The 22,501-nt window shown below is 43.7% G+C and carries 15 protein-coding genes; 7 read left to right on the top strand and 8 right to left on the bottom strand.

Annotated elements, in window-relative coordinates:
- Position 1 precedes the first annotated feature (1 nt).
- Positions 2-1,330: a dihydroorotase gene (locus BLR42_RS17900; protein WP_170832861.1), complete on the bottom strand. Its 1,329-nt coding sequence runs from the start codon at positions 1,328-1,330 to the stop codon at positions 2-4.
- Between the two features lie 56 nt (positions 1,331-1,386).
- Here BLR42_RS17900 and BLR42_RS17895 point away from each other — a divergent pair, with 56 nt between their 5' ends.
- Positions 1,387-2,118, top strand: coding sequence for a lysophospholipid acyltransferase family protein (locus BLR42_RS17895; RefSeq protein ID WP_091872102.1), 732 nt, complete (start codon positions 1,387-1,389; stop codon positions 2,116-2,118).
- Between the two features lie 23 nt (positions 2,119-2,141).
- On the opposite strand, the gene BLR42_RS17890 is transcribed toward BLR42_RS17895, so the two are convergent.
- From BLR42_RS17890 to BLR42_RS17865, 6 genes are all read right to left on the bottom strand, one after another.
- Positions 2,142-3,359, bottom strand: coding sequence for a D-alanine--D-alanine ligase family protein (locus BLR42_RS17890; RefSeq protein ID WP_091820162.1), 1,218 nt, complete (start codon positions 3,357-3,359; stop codon positions 2,142-2,144).
- A 75-nt stretch (positions 3,360-3,434) separates the two neighbouring features.
- Entirely contained in the window at positions 3,435-5,093 is a 1,659-nt protein-coding gene (locus BLR42_RS17885) for a Mur ligase family protein (RefSeq protein ID WP_170832860.1), read from the bottom strand.
- 34 nt (positions 5,094-5,127) lie between these two features.
- Positions 5,128-5,916, bottom strand: a complete 789-nt coding sequence (locus BLR42_RS17880) for an alpha/beta fold hydrolase (RefSeq protein ID WP_091872097.1) — start codon at positions 5,914-5,916, stop codon at positions 5,128-5,130.
- Between the two features lie 15 nt (positions 5,917-5,931).
- Positions 5,932-7,476 carry a glycoside hydrolase family 9 protein gene (locus tag BLR42_RS17875; protein WP_091872094.1) on the bottom strand — a complete coding sequence of 515 codons (1,545 nt, stop codon included), beginning with the start codon at positions 7,474-7,476 and terminating at the stop codon, positions 5,932-5,934.
- A complete protein-coding gene (locus BLR42_RS17870; protein ID WP_091872123.1) occupies positions 7,476-9,773 on the bottom strand; it encodes a hydratase in 2,298 nt (765 codons plus the stop codon). Before BLR42_RS17870 ends, BLR42_RS17875 begins: the two co-directional genes overlap by 1 nt.
- Positions 9,774-9,916: 143 nt before the next feature.
- Positions 9,917-12,397: a glycogen/starch/alpha-glucan phosphorylase gene (locus BLR42_RS17865; RefSeq protein WP_091872091.1), complete on the bottom strand. Its 2,481-nt coding sequence runs from the start codon at positions 12,395-12,397 to the stop codon at positions 9,917-9,919.
- Positions 12,398-12,625: 228 nt separating this feature from the next.
- Between BLR42_RS17865 and BLR42_RS17860 the strand changes: the two genes are divergently transcribed.
- The 6 genes from BLR42_RS17860 (at position 12,626) to deoC (ending at position 18,834) form a co-directional block, all read left to right on the top strand.
- Positions 12,626-13,897, top strand: coding sequence for a BMP family ABC transporter substrate-binding protein (locus BLR42_RS17860; protein ID WP_330387392.1), 1,272 nt, complete (start codon positions 12,626-12,628; stop codon positions 13,895-13,897).
- Positions 13,898-14,074: 177 nt separating this feature from the next.
- Entirely contained in the window at positions 14,075-15,610 is a 1,536-nt protein-coding gene (locus BLR42_RS17855) for an ABC transporter ATP-binding protein (protein ID WP_091872089.1), read from the top strand.
- Positions 15,611-15,612: 2 nt separating this feature from the next.
- Positions 15,613-16,707 (top strand): ABC transporter permease, encoded by a 1,095-nt coding sequence (locus tag BLR42_RS17850; RefSeq protein ID WP_091872086.1) that lies wholly within the window; start codon positions 15,613-15,615, stop codon positions 16,705-16,707.
- Positions 16,708-16,711: 4 nt separating this feature from the next.
- Positions 16,712-17,656 carry an ABC transporter permease gene (locus BLR42_RS17845; RefSeq protein ID WP_022761049.1) on the top strand — a complete coding sequence of 315 codons (945 nt, stop codon included), beginning with the start codon at positions 16,712-16,714 and terminating at the stop codon, positions 17,654-17,656.
- Between the two features lie 66 nt (positions 17,657-17,722).
- The gene (locus BLR42_RS17840; RefSeq protein WP_091872083.1) at positions 17,723-18,157 is read left to right on the top strand and encodes a cytidine deaminase; all 435 of its coding nucleotides are present in this window, start codon (positions 17,723-17,725) and stop codon (positions 18,155-18,157) included.
- A 17-nt stretch (positions 18,158-18,174) separates the two neighbouring features.
- Positions 18,175-18,834 carry a deoxyribose-phosphate aldolase gene (deoC, locus tag BLR42_RS17835; protein ID WP_091872081.1) on the top strand — a complete coding sequence of 220 codons (660 nt, stop codon included), beginning with the start codon at positions 18,175-18,177 and terminating at the stop codon, positions 18,832-18,834.
- A 137-nt stretch (positions 18,835-18,971) separates the two neighbouring features.
- Here deoC and ileS read toward each other — a convergent pair whose 3' ends face one another.
- The gene (gene ileS / locus BLR42_RS17830; protein ID WP_091872078.1) at positions 18,972-22,163 is read right to left on the bottom strand and encodes an isoleucine--tRNA ligase; all 3,192 of its coding nucleotides are present in this window, start codon (positions 22,161-22,163) and stop codon (positions 18,972-18,974) included.
- Positions 22,164-22,501 lie beyond the last annotated feature (338 nt).

The following is a 22,501-nucleotide window of genomic DNA, read 5'->3' as shown; positions in this document are numbered from 1 at the left end:
CTTATGAATTTGAATTTATGTCGTACACCCTGCCTCCGCATATGGTGTAATATATTTTTCCAGGAAGTTCCTGACCGATAAACGGAGAATTTGAAGCTTTTGAAGCAAATTTCTCCCCAACCTTACGGGTCTCATTCTCAGAAAAAATGACCAGATCAGCCGGGCCGCCTTCAAAGATCCTGCCCACGGCTCCAAGTTCATAAATATCGGCAACCTGATAGGTCATTCTGGATAGCAGCGTCATAAGATCCAGATGTCCCTTTTGTACCAGTTCTCTTATGCCAAGCCCCAGCGATGTCTCAAGACCTATTATTCCGCTTGGCGCTTTTGAAAATTCCGCCGCCTTTTCCTCGGCAGTATGCGGAGCATGATCTGTTGCTATCGTCTCAATTGTTCCGTCTGCCAGCCCTTCTATAATAGCAAGCCTGTCCTCCTCTTTTCTGAGGGGCGGATTCATTTTAGCCATGGTTCCCCATTCTCTTACCGCGTCATCTGTTAATGTGAAATGATGGGGCGTAGCCTCAGCATGGATTCTCGGATTGGTTTTTCTTGCTTCCCTCACCATATCCACGGCTTCCTTCGTGCTTATATGCTGGATTGTAATATGTGCTCCGGTCTCACCTGCTATTTCTATATCCCTTTTTACCATGGATATCTCTGCTTCTCTGGGTGAACCCTTAAGTCCCTGAAGTTCGGCAGCTTCTCCCGCATTTATTCCGTTGTCGGTTATAAACTCCGGATTCTCCTCGTGAAGGCTGAGCACTTTTCCGAGTCTTGCAGATTCAAGGCAGGCCTTTCGCATGATGTTTTCATCAGTTATCGGCTTCCCGTCATCGGTAAACAGCACTGCGCCTTCCTTAAGAAGACCTTCCATATCCGTCAACTCTTTACCGTTCATCCCCATTGTAATATTTGCGCAGGTGAAGATGCGTATACCTGTCTCCATCCCCTTTTCAAGAGCATATCTTATAGTCTCGGGGTTATCCATGTGCGGCTCAGTGTTACCCATCATTACAACAGTGGTAAATCCGCCGTGTTTTGCTGCTTCCGCACCGGTATGAATATCCTCCTTCTTTGTAAAACCGGGATCCCTGAAATGGACGTGCGCATCCACAAGTCCGGGTGCAACTATCATTCCCACAGCGTCAATTTCGCACAGCTGTCCCTGAGGATCGCTATCGGCATAATTCGCCAAGGCTTCAGCAGCCATATCATCCAGAGTTCCGCAAAACCCTATCTTGGCTATTCTGCCCTCATGAATAAGAATATCTCTGTATCCGTCTGTTTTACTTGCAGGATCCATAAGCCTGCCATTTTTAATAAGAATCATGTTATTTCCTTTATTATGATATAATATCTATACTATACACTAATCGGAGAGTTTTTATGATACGTTTTATTTTAGTTCTGTTGTTTTTAATTATCTTTTTTCTCTGCAGCATTGTCATGCACCTGGTGCTGTGGATTGTCGGCAAATTCAATCTGAATGCCAAGAAGGTCGCATCCCTTCGCATAGTAAGCTGGGCATTTAGATGTGTCGCATTTCTTTCAGGCGCCAAGCTTACCGTGATAGGAGAAGAGAATGTCCCGAAGGATACAGCGGTTTTATATGTAGGCAACCACAGAAGCTATTACGATATAGTTCTAAGTTATTCCAGAGTTCCGCGAATTACAGGTTATATAGCCAAAAAAGAAATATTAAAAGTTCCGATTCTCTCGCAGTGGATGAGAAATATGGACTGTCTCTTCCTTGACAGAGACGACATAAGACAGGGCCTTCAGGTAATTCTTTCTGCAATAGATAAGGTTAAAAACGGCATATCAATAACGATTTATCCCGAAGGCACCAGAAATGGCACCGACGAGATGCTCCCCTTCCACAAGGGAAGCTTTAAGATTGCTCAGAAAACCGGATGCCCCATAGTTCCTATGACAATCAACAACTCAAATGCGATCTTTGAAGACCACATTCCTTTTTTAAGAAAGTCACATGTCGTTTTGGAATATGGCGAGCCCATCTATCTGGATAAGCTCGATCCCAATGATAAAAAGAACATTGAGACCTACTGCTACAACATAATTAAAGAAACATATGAAAAAAATAAGGCGCTTGTATAAAGCGTCTTATCTTTTTTTATTCATTATGAGGTTTTGCTTCCCTTGGAACCGCCGCCAAGCTTAACACCCTCAAGAACATTCGTCTCAAAGGAGAATACAAGCTTGTGATTCTCTCTATCCTGTTTGATCGCTATGTCGATCATGTCGTCAAGAAGCTGGGAATACTTCTTGCCAAGAGGCTCCCAAAGATAAAATGATAATGATCCCGGGATAGTATTTATCTCGTTGAGATAGATTTTTCCTGTCTCTTCGTCAAGCATAAAGTCTATTCTGGAAACTCCGCTGCATCCAAGGCACTTAAATGCATCAACTGCCATCTTGCGAACTTCACTTCTCTGTTCATCGGTAATCTCAGCGGGGATCTTTCTCTTAAGGCTGGCCATTCCCTTGGAACCGCCACTCTTTGCTCCACCGTTCTTTGCGCCTTTTGCTCCTGAGCCGCCGATATATTTATCCTCAAATGAAAGAATCTCGTCTGAGTTTACAGGCTCCTCACACTCTGAAGCCTCTGCCTCCTCGTAGTCACCGAGAACTGAACAGTTTATCTCCTTAAGCTTCACTATTGCGGGCTCAACAAGAATCTTCTTTGAAAACTCAAAAGCCAGCTCCAGTGCTTCTGTAAGCTCTTCTCTGTTGCTCGCTTTGGAAATACCGATACTTGATCCAAGGTTAATGGGCTTTACAATAACGGGATACTTGAATACACCCTCAATCCTGTTCATAAGGGCATCGGGATCCTCATAGTCAGTCCATGTATAGCATTTACAATCAAGAACAGATATACCGTTGTCCTTAAGAACGGTTTTCATAACGTACTTATTCATGCCGACAGCGGATGAAAGAACATCGCATCCTACAACCGGCAGACCAAGAGTCTGCAAAAATCCGGTAAGAACGCCATCCTCAACATTGGTTCCGTGCACAATGGGGAACGCGATATCAACACTTGTAATAACGTTGTTACCAAACTTCTTCATGGGGTAACGGACAAGATTGATCTTATTGCCATCCTTAATCCAAACTACCCTTGTGCTCTTCTTTAAAAGCTCCGGAATATGTGTATATTCCTCGATCTTATCAATATCCTCACCAATATAAAAATCGTTCTCTTTTGTCATATAAACAGGCACAATATCATACTTATCTCTGTTCATATAGCCTATAGCCTGGATTGCAGAGATGATTGAAATCTCATGCTCCGTACTTTTTCCTCCAAAGAGAACTGCCAGCTTTAATTTCAAAATTAACACTTCCTTTCAAAAATCCAATTAACACTCTAAATCATTATATAGACTTGAGAAAATATTGCAAATCTGTCAGGTGTAATTATCCGGAAGGTCATTCTCAAGAAGGATTACCTTGGGTTTTCCGGCATCAATCTCATACATCAGATCAGTAGCCTCTTTTAAGGTAGTCTTCACAAAAAGTCTGTCCTCTGAAAAACCGGCTTCGAGCGCACCCTCTTTTATGGGTTTTACATGATCCGCTCCGACAAGAATAATATAGTCCGCTGCATCTGCTGCCTGTCTGCCGAATTCCTTGTTATACTCGGCTTCCTTCTCTCCAAGTTCAACCATACCCGGTGTCACAAGAATCCTCACACTTCCCTCAAATTTTGAAAGTGTATCAAGAGCCATTTTCGCTCCCATGGGATTTGAGTTATACGCATCATCAATAATCGATACGTTTCCATGCTTAAGTAGCTCCTGTCTGTGCGGAGCAGGAGTAATTCTTCTCACCGCCATCTTGAGCTTTGTCATCGGAATACCCATTGTATGAGCCATGGCTATCGCTCCGACAACATTGGTAACATTGTGTTCTCCTAGAAGCTTCATCGAAAATTCTGCTTCTTCTCCGTTAGGTGCAGTCACTTTAAACGATGCTCCGTCAGGTGAATATTTAACCTCTGTGGCTCTGTAATCACAGCCTTCACTCACGCCGTAAAGCACGACATTCTCATGACGCATATTATTTCTGATAAGCTCATTGTCGCCGTTTGCAAACTTAAGTCCCTGTCTGCTCTTTTCCTGAACAGCGTCAAACAGTTCATATTTTGTATCAATTATATTCTCAATTGAATGGAAGGTCTCAAGGTGCTGTGGCCCTATTGAAGTCAATATTCCGTCATCGGGATGTACAATATCGGTTATCTCCTTAATATCATGCACATGTCTTGCTCCCATCTCGCAAATAAAAATCTCGTGCATAGGTGTGAGTTGTTCTCTTATTGTACGAACGACTCCCATAGGCGTATTAAAGCTCTCCGGCGTCATTAAAACACGAAAGCCCTCTGAAAGAAGCGTCCAGAGATAGTATTTTACGCTGGTTTTTCCATAGCTTCCGGTAATTCCGATTATCCTTAATCCGGGATGCTCCTGAAGCATTCTCTGAGCATCATGAATAAACCAGTCATTAACTCTTTTCTCAATAGGCTTATTTATCAGATTACACAGGGCCGTAACCAGAGGAAGAAGTCCTACAAATGACGCAAAAATGATACCTGCAGCAATCCTCTTTTTACTGCCTTCAACAGTAAAATTGGATACACTTTTTGATGTTGCTATAAAAATAGAGGATATAGTCTGTCCCCCGGTAAAATAAAGATATACCGCTATCACTCCCAAAATCAGGAAAAGCACCGCATAGGTCACAAAAAGTCTCTGTACCCTCTTTGTTACCACAAACTTCTTCTTTGCAGGCTTTGGAATATACTGAAAGATCAGAAAAATAAGAAATAGCAGGGAAAGAATTCTGAAAGCGCTGCCTAACTTATTGCTTCCAAGCATTCCGCCTATTATTGTCACACATAAAAAGCCCACATGAAGTCCGTATCTGTGGGGCTTTGATCTGAGGAATCTGAAATATCCCTGAAACTGATATGATGAAAGCTGTAACATGTGGGTATAATATCTAAGACCCAAAACCGTTACCGCAATATATGCCGCAAAATATAGAATAAGTAAAAATGTATTCATATAACCCCTCATCCGCCGGTTTTACCGGCAAGTGTTACATCTCAATTTTCAAAAAACTTCCCAGAATCTTATTAAATAAATACTGGTTATCAAGGAAAGAATAATGTCCTGCTCCCTGAATAACTGCAAGTCCGGCCTCCGGCATAAGCTTCTCCATCTGTTGTCCGTCAGAAAGCGGGGTTGCCGTGTCCTGATCTCCCCATATAAGGAGTGCCGGCATAGTCACCTTGGGCATGTAAGGCGCAAGATCCTCGTTTACAACCTTTACCAGGCTGTTCCTCATTACAGGCGATGCCGCAGCATAATCCGCCGAGCCGAATTTCTTCTTAAGGTTCTCAAGTGTACCAGGAGAAATCTTAGCTATTCCTGTCTTTATAAGTAAGTTCTTGTAAAACTTGTATCTCCTGGTTTTTGCCGACTGTTTTCCTGACGGCACAGGCTTTATTCCCGCACTGTCCGTGAGAATAACTCTCGGAATCTTAAATCCAAGCTCCTCCTCACTCTTAGTGCCTATCATTTTTATGATAACTCTGCCACCCATTGAATGTCCGAGGAACATTATCTCCTTTTCATCGGGAAAAAGCTTCTTAACAAAATGTATAACAAAGGTGACAAAATCACTTACTTCCCAGGGCTCAGCAGGCTCATCGCTTTTTCCGAACCCCGGCATGTCCATGCCGACTACATGGTACTTCTTGGAAGCAAACTTGAAAATACCATCAAAAAGATCCACATTGGAGCCCCATCCGTGGAGAAGGATAAGAAGAGGACCCTCGCCCTCATCGCGGTAATAAATATTTAATCCGTCAATTTCTGTATTCATAAAATCCTCACGCTTTTACTCTTTGATAACATTGAGCATAAATATAAACATCGCATTTAAAAGCGGCTGGTTCATGATTCCCATGCCCTCATCCGTGTTCAGATAAGTACGCTCCGTCGTGTCAGTAATATAATTCACCGCCTCGGGATTGCGTCCCATAAGGTAATGGGCGTGGTTCTCAATGATAGTAGTATACTCATAATTATATATTATATGGTCGGTAATTGTTATCGTTCTCATATCATCGAGAAGCTGTGCATGGTCCTTGCTTGTGACCATAAATCCGGAACTCCTTGCTGCATCAACTATACTTGTTGTCTTTTTCATAAGGAGCTTCATTATTTTTGAGCAAATATCCACATTCACCTTCTGATTGGTAGAAATATATGTGATACATCCAAGGAAAATATCCTCATTCTCCTCAAATAAAGATGAGTATTTCCCGCTTTCAAAATATGATGTCAAAACCTGCTCATAGTCCGAACTTCCGGTAGCTCGATACAGCTGAGCCGCAGCGTAGAAGCCTTCGGGCTTTTCCCTGACATTCTCTGTTCCTGCATACAGGCTGTAGGCTCTGTCGGCACACTTCAGACATTTGGTTGCAAAATCAGAATCATAGCTCTGATATAAAAAGCTGAATTCAGCGAGCAGCGTCGCAAATCTGATAGTTGCATCCATGGTTACAGGGGTAACCTCAACCTGCGCCTGCATAAGATCTTCAGACTCATTTCTCACGGTAAGCGCAGCACCATAAACTCCTCCGGTGCGCTCATCCTGCATTTTCATGAGCCACTCGATTTCATACCTCACTTCATCAAGAATATCGGGAATACCATTCCCGCTCTCCGGTATTCCGGTATCATCCGGAATGGATTCAGGCTTCATCTCGTAGGCAAGCAGAAGATTCTGAGCGATTTTACAGCCAAGTTCAACCTCTCTGTCTGCCTCGGCATTGAGGTGCCATCCCCCCGATACATCCAGTGTTTTGTCAGGATCCTCCTGAAGGTGAGCCTCTTGGGTGTGACAGGCAGCATGTGCATCCTCTCCCGCCAGTTCCTCCGAAAGTGACATACCACATCTGTTGGTGTAGTACTTTCTTAAAGCCTGACGAAAAATGTCACCATATAGGTCATTCTTAATCCTGAAAGAATAAGAGCTTCCTATATTATCGGCATAGATATAATAAGTACCATCCTCGACAAGATCTGTGAAATAACCTTCTTTTATCTCCTCACCGTCTTCTTCATGGTTTGTGTCACGCATCTGCCCCGTATAGGCAAGTTCGCCGGTTTCAAGATTATATATATAGAACAATTCAGGCAAATCGCTGCCTTTAAAGGTCACGACTTTTTCAGCGCCGGTTCTGTACCCGTTCTGATCCACCAGGGCGCTTGGTACCATAGTGGGAACATCATATACGACATTTGGAGCAGGGTCGCTGCTTTGCGCCTCCTGCTCCGGTTTAACATTATTTGTATTTTTAGTACTCCCGCATCCGACAGCCATGAATGCCAGAGAGGCACTCATAACTATCGCGGTAAGTCTTCTAAAACAATTCATTATTTCTTTCCTGCACGGTTATAGTTTATAAGACATCCGTCTAAAATTATCTCTCTCTCATTGTCGGTGAGATCACCAAGTGTCATTGTAAACTCAGTAAGCTTTCCACCGGACACGGCAACCGCCTTGATTGTATCAGCCTTGTTCTCAACAGCGGTTCTGATACCGGGAAGGAAAATGTAATCCTTATTTTTAAACGGAAGCTCTCCCTTGTCAATAACAAGCGGAAGCATACCCCAGTTGATAAGGTTTGAGCGATAGCGTTTTGTCGCATACTCATTGGCAACGTTAGCCCAGCCTCCGAGAACCTTCTGGCAGGAAGCTGCCTGTTCTCTTGCGGAACCATCGCCGGGTTTAACTGCAAAAATTGTTGAGCCAAAGCCGACGTTAGAGTTATTTACATCAGCATACTCTTTCACTATAGAAGCCATAACCTCCTTGAGCTCAGGCCATGATGCCTCGGGATCACTGCCCTCCATAAGTGCGGTCTGCGCTTCTCTGATCTCCTTGGCGAGTCCTACGTATGCAGGATCCTTTCTAGAGAGTGTGAACTCAGCAAGTCCGAGAGGATTTGAGCGGTATGAGCTTGTTTCTCCGGAAGGAATAAGTTCGTCAGTTGTTGTAACCGGATCGTGAATCTCCGAAACAACTCTGAGAACAAGGTTCTCCGGAAGTGCTGTCATCTTCGGCCAGTCCTTGATATTGGGACCAAACTGAAGCTCTGCATTGGGATCAGCCTTACCCTTTGAATCAAATACACGGTTTGCATATATTTCCTTATCAAAGTGATATGTATATTTATTGAACTTACCGTCAAATGCTGTAGCAGGTGTAAGTACGCCCTGATTTGCTGCAGTTGCAGCAATAGATCTTGCATCCATAAGTGCAACCGAAGCGATCTGACCGCTCTGAACCTTGGAACCTTCTCTGTTGGGGAAGTTTCTGGTGGAGTGTCTGATACTGAATGCATTATTTGCGGGTGTATCTCCGGCACCAAAGCAAGGACCGCAGAACGCAGTCTTAAGTATTGCTCCTGTCTCAAGGATCTTAGCTGCTACTCCGTTCTTCACAATCTCCATGAAAATCGGGGTTGATGCAGGATATACGCTAAGTGTAAATCTGTCGTTACCTGTAAATCTTCCCTCAAGAATATCAGCTGCAGCACAGATGTTTTCAAATCCGCCGCCGGCACAGCCTGCAATGACACCCTGGTCTACCATGAACTTACCGTTCTTAATCTTTTCCTGAAGCGAATACTCTATCTTGTCACCAAAACTTACCTTTGCGCGCTTCTCAACATCCGCAATAATGTCTGCCAGATTAGCATTTACTTCCTCAATCTCATAGGTGTTGCTGGGATGGAAAGGCATAGCGATCATGGGCTTTATAGTGCTGAGATCAACCTCTACCACGCCGTCATAATAAGCAACATCACCGGGCTTAAGCTCCTTGTAATCTCCGCTTCTGCCGTGAATATCATAGAAATTCTTTATCTCATCATCTGTCTGCCAGATTGAAGACAGGCATGTGGTCTCTGTGGTCATTACATCGATTCCAATACGGAAATCAGCTGAAAGAGATGCAACTCCGGGACCCACAAACTCCATTACCTTATTCTTTACATAGCCATCGCCGAATACCTTGCCAATAATTGCGAGTGCCACATCCTGAGGTCCCACGCCATGCATGGGCTCTCCCTTAAGGTAAATTGCCACTACTCCGGGCATATTTATATCATAGGTCTGATTAAGGAGCTGTTTTACGAGCTCAGGTCCGCCTTCACCCATAGCCATGGTTCCGAGAGCACCGTATCTTGTGTGCGAATCGGATCCAAGAATCATTCCGCCGCCTGTTGCAAGCATTTCTCTTGCGAACTGATGGATAACCGCCTGATGAGGGGGTACATATATTCCGCCGTATTTCTGAGCTGCGGTGAGACCGTACATGTGGTCATCTTCATTAATTGTACCGCCAACCGCACAAAGCGAATTGTGACAGTTTGTAAGTACATAGGGAATAGGAAACTTTTCAAGTCCCGATGCACGTGCTGTCTGGATAATACCTACATAAGTAATATCGTGGCTGGTAAGCTTATCAAACTTTATCTCAAGCTTATCCATATTGCCTGATGTATTATGATTACTTAAAATTCCGTAAGCAATAGTATTTTTTCTTGCTTCATTTTTGTCAGTTTCTTTTCCGGTCTTAGCTGCAACGCTTTTTAAAGCCTCGGCATCATCAGCAATAAGCTCTGTTCCGCCAACCAGATAAGCACCGCCATCGTACGTCTTGATCATTCCCGTTCCTGCCTTTCCTTTTAACATAGCCATTTATCTCTTAGATTTTGAACCATTGTACCACTAGAATGCACCTTTTGGGTATATTTAATTGCATAAAAAACCGACTGGCCAAGATTTAGCCAGTCGGTGTGAATATTTATTCAGACTTTTGACATATCCAGTTTATCAATATGCCATATCTCATCAACATATTCCTGAATGGTTCTGTCTGATGAGAACTTACCGCAGGATGCAGTGTTCATAATTGCCATCTTAGCCCACTTCTTGGAATCTCTGTAGGCTTCCGATACAGCTCTCTGTGCTTCAATGTAGGACTCAAAATCCTTCAAGATGAAGTACTGATCTGCCTTATTGGAATTGATGGTATTAAGAAGCATGTTGTAAAGCGGTCTGAAAAGTTCCCTATCCTTGGAATAGGTTCCGTCTACAAGGTGATCAAGCGTCTTTTTAACGTTTGGATCCCTGTCATAAATCTCACCGGGATTATATCCGCCGTTCTTTTCATATGCTATTACTTCCTCAGAGGTCAGTCCGAAGATAAACATATTTTCCTCTCCAACCTCCTCAAGCATCTCCACATTTGCTCCGTCAAGGGTTCCGAGTGTGATTGCTCCGTTAAGCATCATCTTCATGTTACCCGTTCCGGAAGCCTCCTTACTAGCTGTGGAAATCTGCTCGGAAATGTCAGCTGCCGCAAAAATCAGCTCAGCGTTTGATACCTTGTAATCTTCTATAAATACAACCTTCAGCTTTCCATTAATGGAAGGATCATTATTGATCACATCGGCAACGGAATTTATAAGCTTGATTGTGAGCTTTGCTGTCTGATATCCTGCTGCCGCCTTTGCACCGAAAATATAGGTCTTGGGCGTATAATCCATCTCGGGATGAGCTTTAATCAGGTCATATATATACATTACATGAAGTATATTCAGGAACTGGCGCTTATACTCATGAAGTCTCTTAACCTGAACATCGAAAATTGACTTCGGATCTACATCAACACCATTATGTTCCTTGATATATGCTGCAAGACGCTTCTTGTTCTGGAACTTAATATCCATGAACTCCTTTTGAGCCTTCTTATCACCGGCGATACTCTTAAGTCCGCCGATAAGTGACAGATCGGTGATCCAGTCCTCACCCACATGCTCTGTAACCCAATCGGCAAGAAGAGGATTTGCATGCATAAGGAAACGTCTCTGGGTAATACCGTTGGTCTTGTTGTTGAACTTTTCAGGATACATCTCGTAGAAATCCTTAAGTTCTCTCTTCTTAAGAATCTCTGTGTGGAGCCTTGCAACGCCGTTAACTGAATGACCACCGACAATTGCAAGATGAGCCATTTTTACCTGGTTATCATAAAGGATAGCCATACTGCGGATCTTTCCCTGCACATCTATGCTGGGAAGATTTGAATACTGACGCATGATCTGGTCAACAAATCTTCTGTTGATCTCGTCAACAATCTGGTAAATTCTGGGAAGAAGTCTCTGGAAGAGATCTATCGGCCACTTTTCAAGAGCCTCTGCCATAATCGTATGATTGGTGTAGCAGCAGGTCTTCATGGTTACATCCCATGCCGTATCCCAAGGCAGATAATACTCATCCATAAGAAGTCTCATCAGCTCTGCTACCGCAACCGTCGGGTGTGTATCATTAAGCTGGAAAACTGCTTTCTCATAGAACTTACTTATATCATCATGGTGTCTTAAATATCTCTTAAGGGCGGTCTGCACAGAAGCTGAAATGAAGAAATACTGCTGTTTAAGTCTGAGCTCTTTTCCCGCAATATGATTATCATTGGGGTAAAGAACCTCGCAAAGCTGGCTGGCAAGGTTTTCCTGCTCTACAGCCTTCTGATAATCACCTTTATCAAAGGAATCCAGCTCGAAGCAGTTGATTGGCTCCGCATCCCAGATTCTGAGAGTATCAACCACGCCGTTTCCATAGCCTACTATAGGAAGGTCATAGGGAATAGCCCTTACGGACTGATAGCCTTCCTGGCGGAAAACATTTCGTCCCCTGTCATCCACAAATACATTGACATAGCCGCCAAACTTAACTTCCTTTGCATACTCCGGACGGCGAAGTTCGAAGGGATTACCGAATTCAAGCCAGTTATCGGGCACTTCAACCTGGTAGCCGTCTCTTATCTTCTGCTTGAACATTCCGTATTTATATCTGATACCGCAGCCATATGCCATGTATCCGAGAGAAGCCAGCGAATCAAGGAAACATGCGGCAAGTCTTCCGAGACCACCGTTTCCGAGCGCAGGATCCGGCTCCTGATCCTCTATCACATTTATATCTACGCCAAGTTCATCGAGTGCTTCCTTTACGGGCTTATATGCCTGCAGGTTTATCAGGTTGTTGCCAAGCGCACGTCCCATCAGAAATTCCATGGACATGTAATACACAATCTTGGGATCCTGCTCATTGGCAGCCTTCTGTGTTGTCATCCAGTGATCAACAATCGCATCCTTTATTGCATAAGCCGAAGCCTGGAATATCTCCTGAGGTGAAGCCTCTTCGATAGTTTTACGATAAAGTGTTTTTACATTATATAAAACACTTCGTTTGAACAGTTCCTTGTCAAAAGATAATTGATTTTTCTTCATAAAACACCCTCCTCTGATAGATGTCATTACCCACTTATTGTATCGCAAAATCATACATCTTACTAGTTAAGGAAAAATAAACATCATATAAACACTGTATTTATACAAAAATTATTATAACTTGAGAAAAATAAGATATTTGCTTATAATGAATTTAGCTGTGATTTTATTTCACAGTTACACGTTTATAATGTTTAATTATTTTAAAAAGAAAGGGAGAAAAACATTATGAAAAAGTTACTTGCTATGATGCTTACAGCATCACTCACGTTCAGCCTTGTTGCTTGTGGCGGCTCAACCGCAAATGACGCAGCAAACACAGCTGAGTCAGCTGCTGAGGAAGTTGCTGATACTGCAGAAGAGGTAGTTGAAGAAGCTACTGACGCTGTTGAAGAGGCAGCTGAAGAGGGTACAGACGCTATTGAAGAGGCAGCTGATGCAGCTACAGAAGCTACAGAGGCTTCAGGAGACTATTCGATCGCTATGATCACAGACTCCGGTGACATCACAGATATGTCATTCAACCAGACAACATACGAGGCTTCAAAGGCATTCGCTGAGGCTCAGGGTGTTGACTATCAGTACTACAAACCCACAGAAGATTCAAACGAAGCACGTGTTGCTGCTTTCGACAACGCTGTAGCTGACGGTTACAACGTAATCATCGTTCCCGGTTATCTTTTTGCTGAGATGATCGCAACTGTTGCTGAAGAGAACCCCGATGTAACAATCATCGCTCTTGACTGCAGCGCAGGTGATTTCGAAGGTGCTGGCATGGACGAGCTTCCTTCAAACGTTTGCTCATTCACATACCAGGAAGAGCTTGCTGGTTACATGGCTGGTTATGCTGTAGTTAAGGAAGGCTACACAAAGCTTGGTTTCCTTGGCGGTATGGCAGTTCCTGCAGTTATCCGTTACGGTTACGGTTTCGTTCAGGGTGCTAACGATGCTGCAAAGGATCTTGGCAACACATCTGACGTAGAAGTTAACTATGTATACGGCGGACAGTTCTTTGGTGACGAGTCTATCACAGCTGTTATGGATACATGGTATCAGGGTGGCACAGAGATCGTATTCGCATGCGGCGGCGGTATCTTCACATCTGCAGGCGAAGCTGCTAAGAAGACAGGCGGCAAGGTTGTTGGTGTTGACGTTGATCAGTCCGGCACAATCGATGGTCTCTATGGCGACGGTGTTTGTGTAACATCTGCTATGAAGGGTCTTGCTGCAACAGTTAACTCAACTCTTACAGACCTCTTCGCAGGTAAGTGGGATTCATATGCAGGCAAGATCGAGAACCTTGGTCTTGTATCAGGCGACGATGCATCTCTCAACTATGTACAGCTTCCTACAGATACATGGTCAATGACAAACTTCACAGTTGATGATTACAACACTCTTGTAGCTTCTATGTATGCAGGTGATATCACAGTTTCAAGCGATATCGATGCTATGCCCGCTACAGACATCACTGTAAACGAGTTTGATAACATCCACTAATTGAATAAGCACTAATTTAAGGCGTCTTTCCCGTTTTGGGAAAGGCGCTTTTTTATTGCCCAAAGGACGCCAAAACTCTTTTTTCGCACACTAAAAAATGATAAACTATATTTTAAGAACGGATTCCGGTCGGAATTCATGTTTTTCATGCAAAAAATACAGAAAGGTGTGCTACTTATGGAAGATTATGTAATTGAAATGTTGCATATCACGAAGGAATTTCCCGGCATAATAGCTAACGACGATATTACTCTGCAGCTAAAGCGCGGCGAAATCCATGCACTTTTGGGGGAAAACGGCGCCGGAAAGTCAACACTTATGAGTGTTCTTTTTGGTCTCTACACACCTGAAAAAGGTGTGATCAAAAAAGACGGCAAGGAAGTTAAAATTTCCAATCCCAACGATGCCACTGCTCTCGGCATCGGAATGGTTCACCAGCACTTCATGCTGGTTGAGATTTTCTCTGTTCTAGACAATATCATTCTTGGGTCCGAGCCAAGCAAATTTGGTTTTCTGACAAAAGCAGATGCCAGAAAAAAGGTTCTCGAGCTCTCAAATAAATATAATCTTAAGGTTGATCCCGATGCCCTTATTGAGGATATTACCGTAGGAATGCAGCAAAGAGTTGAAATTCTGAAGATGCTCTACAGAGACAATGAGATTCTGATCTTTGATGAGCCCACAGCCGTTCTTACTCCTCAGGAGATCGACGAGCTGATGAAAATCATGAAGGGCCTTGCCGCTGAAGGAAAGTCCATTCTTTTCATCACTCACAAGCTCAATGAGATCATGCAGGTAGCGGACCGCTGCTCGATTCTCAGAAAAGGTAAATATATCGGAACCGTAGATGTTAAGAGCACTACTAAGGAAGAACTCTCTTCCATGATGGTTGGCCGTGACGTCAAATTTGCTGTTGAAAAGAGCGAAGCAAAGCCTGCAGAAGAAGTACTTAAGGTTGAAAATGTTTGTGTAAAAAGTAAACTCCACTCCAACGACTCTGTGCACAATGTATCCTTCAACGTTCGCGCCGGTGAGATTGTTTGTATTGCCGGTATCGACGGTAACGGACAGACAGAATTTGTTGGTGCCCTCACAGGACTCGATAATATCTCCAGCGGTAAGATCACTCTTCTTGGCGAGGATATCACCGACAAGTCCATTCGTTACAAAAACACACATGGTATGAGCCATATTCCGGAGGACAGACATAAACACGGATTAGTCCTCGATTATACCCTTGAGGAGAACATGATCCTCCAGAGATACTTCGAGCCGAAGTTTTCTCAGAACGGTCTTTTAAAGAAGGCTGAGATGAGAAAATATTCGGATAAACTTTCCGAGGAATTTGATGTTCGCTCCGGACAGGGTTCTTCAACTATCGTAAGATCCATGTCAGGTGGTAACCAGCAGAAAGCCATCATAGCCCGTGAGATGGATAAAGACCACAAGCTTCTTATAGCGGTTCAGCCCACCAGAGGTCTTGACGTAGGTGCTATTGAGACAATACATGAAGAAATCGTAAAGGAACGCGATGCAGGAACTGCTATCCTTCTTGTTTCTTTGGAACTGGATGAAGTCATGAATCTCTCTGACAGAATCCTTGTTATGTACGAAGGTGAAATAGTCGGTGAAGTCGATCCCAAGACTACGACCCTTCAGGAACTCGGACTTTACATGTCCGGCGCTAAGCGTGACACAAGAAAGGAGGCATAATCGTGGACGAAAAGACAAGTATATTTAAAAAACCCGGATTTCAGACTCTGCTTGCATCCGTTCTATGTGCAATACTCGGTATTTTTCTCGGATATATAATTCTTCTTCTGATGAATCCCGAGCATGCGACAGAAGGAATGTTTGCAATCCTTCGAAATTTCTTTAAATTTGCCGGTAATCAGAAGAAACTGATGAGTGCACTGGGATCGGTGCTGGTAAAATCCGTACCTGTAATCCTCTGCGCTGAAGCTATTCTGTTCGCATTCAAGACAGGTCTTTTCAATATAGGATGCGCCGGTCAGTATACAGTTGGCATAATTGCCTGCCTGTACACCGCACTTGCCCTGCATTGGAACTGGTTTTTATGCATACTCTGTTCAATTCTTGCAGGAGCTGTATGGGGTTGTATCTGCGGTTTCTTCAAAGCATATTGCAATGTCAACGAGGTTATCGCCGGTATCATGCTGAACTGGATTGCACTCTATATATGCAACATTATTCTCGGCAATAAGACCGTTATGGATACTACTAAATCAGAGACCCATAACGTTAAGGGGGCAAGTCTCCTGCCTGCCTTTATGAGCGGATTTTTCGGCAAAAACAAATATATGACAATTGCCGTTCCTCTCACAATTATCATAGCCATTCTTATTCTCTTTATTCTTAATAAGACCACCTTCGGCTATGAGCTCAAGGCAACAGGTCACAGCAAGGATGCAGCTAAATATGCCGGAATGAATGCTAAGAGAAATATCATTCTCAGCCTTATGATTTCAGGTGCCATCGCCGGACTTGCTGCAGGACTTTACTATCTCACAGGCATTGAGCATTACAAGATTGCTTCCTCAGTTCCCGGAATGGGCTTTTCAGGAATAGCTGTTGCTTTCCTCGGCGGTCTTCATCCTATAGGAACAATATTCGCCGGTCTGTTCGTAACCTATATAACTCAGGGCGGACAGTATCTTAATACAAATTATTACAACCCTCAGGTTGCAGATCTGATGATAGCAATAATCATTTACCTGTGCGGCTTCGTACTGTTCTTCAAGACAATACTCAATAAGCCCGCAAAAAAGACTAGCAAGAAGGAGGTGTAAGGATATGGCATTACTTATTCAGTACACACTTATATTCTCTGCCGTTTTGATTCTTGTTGCTCTTGGCGGTATGTTCTCAGAACGAAGCGGTATAATCAACCTGGGTCTTGAGGGTATCATGGTATTCGGTGCCATGGCAGGTGCTATGGTAATGGTGCTTCTCCCTTCCGATGCATCGAAGTTCACCATAATATCACTTACCCTTATCGCCGCTGCATTAGCCGGCATGGTTTCATCACTGCTTATAGCTGTCGCTTGTATTAACTTTAATGCGGACCAGACTCTTATCGGTACAGCGCTTAACATGCTTGCTACAGCCGCTGCAACAGTTATTATCAAGGCATTTAATACTGCAAGATCAAACGGTTCTGATTTCTCAGCAAAACTTGACTATGTAAGAGGACATGATGCCTTCATGTTCAGCATTGGACCTTTGCAGCTATCATGGTTTGTTGTTGTAGCCGCATTACTTCTTGTAATTGCTATAGTTGTCTTTTACAAGACCAAGTTTGCGTTAAGACTTCGTGCCTGCGGTGAGCATCCTCATGCAGCAGATTCAGTTGGTATTAATGTATACAAAATGAGATATGCCGGTGTAATCATTTCCGGATTCCTTGCAGGAATCGGCGGTATCATCTACATCGCTGCCGCTAACTCAACCTGGCATTTTGATTACGGTGTTGCAGGTGCCGGCTTCCTTTCTCTTGCGGTTATGATCTTTGGTCAATGGAAGCCCGAGAGAATAGCATGGTCAGCAATTCTGTTTGCTGTTTTCAGATCCTTATCAAACGTATACATGGGTATCGGATTCCTGCACGCACTTCCGATTTCAGGAACAGTTTATAACATTATGCCTTACGTGATTTCACTGCTCGTTCTTGCATTTACTTCCAAGAACTCCAGAGCTCCTAAGGCTGAAGGTATCCCTTACGATAAGGGACAGCGCTGATGCCCGCTGTTATGTCCCAATAATTTAGGGATGTGACATTAAATAACATAATGCAGAGGTACTGACATGACACATGAAGACCTTATCTCAAAGGCTCTTGAGGCCAGAAAAATGGCCTATACACCCTATTCGCACCACGCCGTAGGTGCCGCCCTCCTTACGAAGGACGGAAAGGTTTATCTTGGCTGTAACATTGAAAATGCTGCATACACACCAACTAATTGCGCAGAAAGAACAGCACTGTTCAAAGCAGTAAGTGAAGGAGAGCGGGATTTTACAGCAATCGCTATTGTAGGTGGTCCCGATAATCAGGAAGAACTTCCGATCTGCGCTCCCTGCGGAGTATGCAGACAGGCCCTCAACGAATTCGTTGATCCCGAAAGCTTTGAGGTAATACTTGGTACAAACGATCCAAAAAACTACAAAAAATTCAAGCTTGCTGAATTACTGCCCCTGGGCTTTGGTCCTAAAAATATGAGTTTTTTGAAGGATTATCAATAAAGAAAGAAGGATATGAAATGGATATCAAAACAATTTTAAATCACTGTGATCACACACTTTTAAAGCAGGAAGCAACCTGGGATCAGATAAAAGAGATTGCTGATGACGGCATGAAATACGAGACAGCTTCTATCTGCATTCCTCCCTGCTACATCAAGCGCGTTCATGACTACACAAACGGAAAGCTCAATATCTGCACAGTTATCGGTTTCCCCAACGGAAACATGACAACCGAGACAAAGGTATTCGAGACAAAGGATGCTATTGAAAAAGGCGCAAATGAAATCGATATGGTTATCAATATCGGTGAACTTAAAGCTAAGAATTATGACTATGTTCTGAATGAAATCAAGGCAATCAAGGCTGCCTGCGGTGACCACATCCTTAAAGTTATCATCGAGACCTGCCTCCTTACAGATGAGGAAAAGATCAAGATGTGCGAGCTTGTTACAGAGGCTAAGGCTGATTACATCAAGACTTCCACTGGCTTCTCTACTGCAGGTGCTACATTTGATGACATCGCACTCTTTGCCAAGCATGTTGGTCCTGACGTAAAAATGAAGGCTGCAGGCGGAATTGGAAGTATTGCTGATGCTGAAAAGTTCATGGAGCTTGGCGCTGACAGACTTGGAACCAGCAGAATTGTTAAGATTGTAAAGGACGAAAATCTCGCTTAAAAGAATTTAAATATCATAAGATTATCTACTCATTAAATATATAAAAAGTAAGACCCGAAATGAATATCAATTCATCTCGGGTCTTTATTATTTCTTTAAACTCTATACTCTTGGGCTCATGATCACTTCGTCAGAAATCATACCTTTTCAACACCGATTGTAACTCTCTCGCCGTTGATATCCCATTCTTTGGCATTTGCAACATCGCTGCCATAAACAACTTCTGTTGCAAGAACCTTTGTGCAGATGGAATCAGCATTATCCTTAACGATCTGAGCAATCTTGTCATTACCGTTTACAGACAGCTTGATGTGATCCATAACTTCGAAGCCTGAATCCTTACGCATTGTCTGAACCTTACTGATAACCTCATACATGAAGCCTTCGTTGAGGAGCTCCTCTGAAAGATTGGTATCAAGAACTACTGTGATGCCATGATCCTCAGTACTCTCGAAGCCTTCCTTCTGAGCCATATCGATGAGGAGGTCTTCCTCTGTAAGCTCAACAGCTGTTCCGTTAACTTCAAATTTAAGAGCTCCGTTAGCCTTAAGCTCATCCATTGCATTATTTCCGTCGAGTGATCCCAAATACTCCTTAATTCCGCCGAGTACCTTGCCGTATTTAGGTCCTACTGTCTTAAGCTGAGGCTTGAAGGTATATGTTGTGAAGTCTCTTACATCATCTGCAAAGACTACCTTCTTAACATTCAGCTCATCCTCGATGATCTCCTGATAGAACTCAGAAACTGTCTTCTCAGCCTTAACATACATCTGTCCGATAGGCTGACGGTTCTTGATTGCTGCTGCGTTACGGCAAGCACGTCCAAGAACTACGATCTGAAGTACTTCATCCATGTTCTCCTCGAGTTCCTTATCGATGAAGCTGCTGTCAACCTCAGGGAAATCGCAGAGATGGATTGACTCAGGAGCTGAAGCATCACTTGTTCTTACAAGGTTCTGGTAGATAGACTCTGTCATGAAAGGAACCATGGGAGCTGCTGCCTTACATACATTTACAAGTGCTGTGTAAAGAGTCATGTAAGCAGAAATCTTATCCTGCTCCATTCCCTTAGCCCAGAAACGCTCACGGCATCTTCTTACATACCAGTTGGAAAGATCATCAACAAATGCATCAAGTGCCTTTCCTGCTTCAGGAATTCTGTAATTCTCAAGGTTCTTATCAACCTCACCAATCATGGTGTTCATCTTGGAAAGAATCCACTTATCCATTACAGTGAGCTTGTCCTTCTCAAGTGTGTACTTGGAAGCATCAAATCCGTCGATATTTGCATAAAGCACGAAGAATGCATAGGTATTCCAAAGTGTTCCGAGGAACTTTCTCTGTCCTTCCTGAACTGTCTTACCTGCAAATCTTGAAGGAAGCCAGGGAGCAGAGTTTGTATAGAAGTACCATCTGATTGCATCTGCGCCGTATTTCTCAAGAGCTTCAAACGGATCAACCGCATTGCCCTTTGACTTACTCATCTTCTGTCCGTTCTCATCCTGCACAAGGCCGAGTACTATAACATTTTTAAATGCAGGCTTATTGAAAAGAAGTGTTGCCTCTGCGTGGAGTGAGTAGAACCAACCTCTTGTCTGGTCTACAGCCTCTGAAATGAACTGAGCAGGGAACTGCTTCTCGAAGAGCTCCTTGTTTTCAAAAGGATAGTGGAGCTGAGCGAAAGGCATTGCACCTGAATCGAACCAGCAGTCGATAACTTCCTTAACTCTGTGCATCTTCTTGCCGCACTTAGGGCAGGTGATCTCAAACTTATCGATATAAGGTCTGTGAAGCTCTGTAGTCTCAGCAGAAGGATCTCCTGAAAGCTCAGCAAGCTCTTTTCTTGATCCTACAGAAAGCTGGTGGCCGCAGTCATCGCACTCCCAGATGTTGAGAGGTGTTCCCCAATATCTGTCACGTGAGATACCCCAGTCCTGAATATTCTCAAGCCAGTCACCGAAACGTCCCTTACCGATTGATTCGGGAACCCAGTTGATCTCCTGGTTGTTTCTGATGAGATCATCCTTAACCTCTGTTACCTTGATGAACCATGAGGAACGTGCAAAGTAAAGAAGGGGTGTGTTACATCTCCAGCAATGAGGATAATCATGCTCCATCTTAGGTGCTGAGAAGAGAAGGTTTCTCTTATCGAGATCCTTAAGTACCTCAGGATCCGCACTGATAGCACCCTCATCCATTTCCTTCTGCGTAGGTTTGCAGCGCATTCCTGCAAAAGGTGTCTCGGGCTTAAGCTTACCTTCGCCGTCAACCATCTGTACAAGAGGAGCATCGTATTTTCTTCCGACACGGGCATCATCTTCACCGAATGCAGGAGCGATATGTACGATACCGGTACCGTCTGACATTGTTACATAGTTATCGCAGTAGATGAAGAACGCCTTCTTGTGCTGTTTTTCTGCTTCGTCAGCAGCGCACTGATAGAGAGGCTCATATTCCTTGTATTCAAGGTCTGTACCTACGTATGACTCAAGCACTTCGTAAGCCTTCTCGCCCTCTTCCTTGGCAAGAGATCCAAGTACTGTATCAGCAAGTGCCTCAGCGAGGTAATATGTATAGCCGTCTGCAGCCTTAACCTTGATGTACTTCTCATCAGGGTTTACGCAAAGACCGATGTTTGAAGGAAGTGTCCAGGGTGTGGTTGTCCATGCAAGGAAATATGCATCCTCATCCTTAACCTTGAAGCGAACAACAGCTGTGCGCTCTTTAAGCACTTTATAGCCCTGTGCAACCTCGTGTGATGAAAGAGGTGTGCCACAACGAGGGCAGTAAGGAACAACCTTGAAGCCCTTGTAAAGAAGACCCTTCTTCCAGATTTCGTTAAGAGCCCACCATTCGGACTCGATGAAGTTATCATCATAGGTGATGTAGGGATGATCCATGTCAGCCCAGAAACCAACTGTTCCTGAGAAATCTTCCCACATTCCCTTATATTTCCATACGGATTCCTTACACTTCTTGATGAAGGGCTCCATACCGTATTCTTCAATCTGCTCTTTTCCGTCAAGACCAAGGAGCTTCTCTACCTCAAGCTCAACAGGAAGACCGTGAGTATCCCAGCCTGCCTTACGGGGAACAGTGTAACCCTTCATTGTGCGGTATCTCGGGATCATGTCCTTGATAGCACGTGTGAGCACGTGTCCGATATGCGGCTTACCGTTTGCAGTCGGCGGTCCGTCATAGAACATATACATCTCACCCTTGCTACGAGTATCTACGCTCTTCTGGAAAATATCCTGATCTTTCCAGAATTTCTCGATCTCTTTTTCACGGGCGACAAAATTCATATCAGTGTCAACCTTCTTATACATCGCTTTACTCCTCCTAATATATAGTTGTGGGGTTAAGTTACCTAACAGCCAGCTAGGCCTTAGCCCTCTTGTTGCTTAAGCTGTACAATGATAAGGCATTGGTCTGACCTTGTTCTCCTAGGACCACTTAGCGTCCGTTAGAAAGCCCGTCAGCCAGCTTATCATTTGCAGCTGTTCGTTTTATGTAGGTAGGACTGTCTTGTACACGTCCGGTTAATACCACAGGAGATAGAATAAGCAATGGGGAATGCTGGACACCATGCAAATTCAATGTTGGGGAGGAACCTTATTTATGATGTACAATGCAGTTGGAATTGATGCTTCTAAAGGAAAGAGCA

Origin of the sequence: Butyrivibrio sp. INlla16 (genome assembly GCF_900104155.1) — a bacterium.
GTDB lineage: Bacteria > Bacillota > Clostridia > Lachnospirales > Lachnospiraceae > Butyrivibrio.
This window is presented reverse-complemented; position numbering and strand designations above follow the sequence as displayed.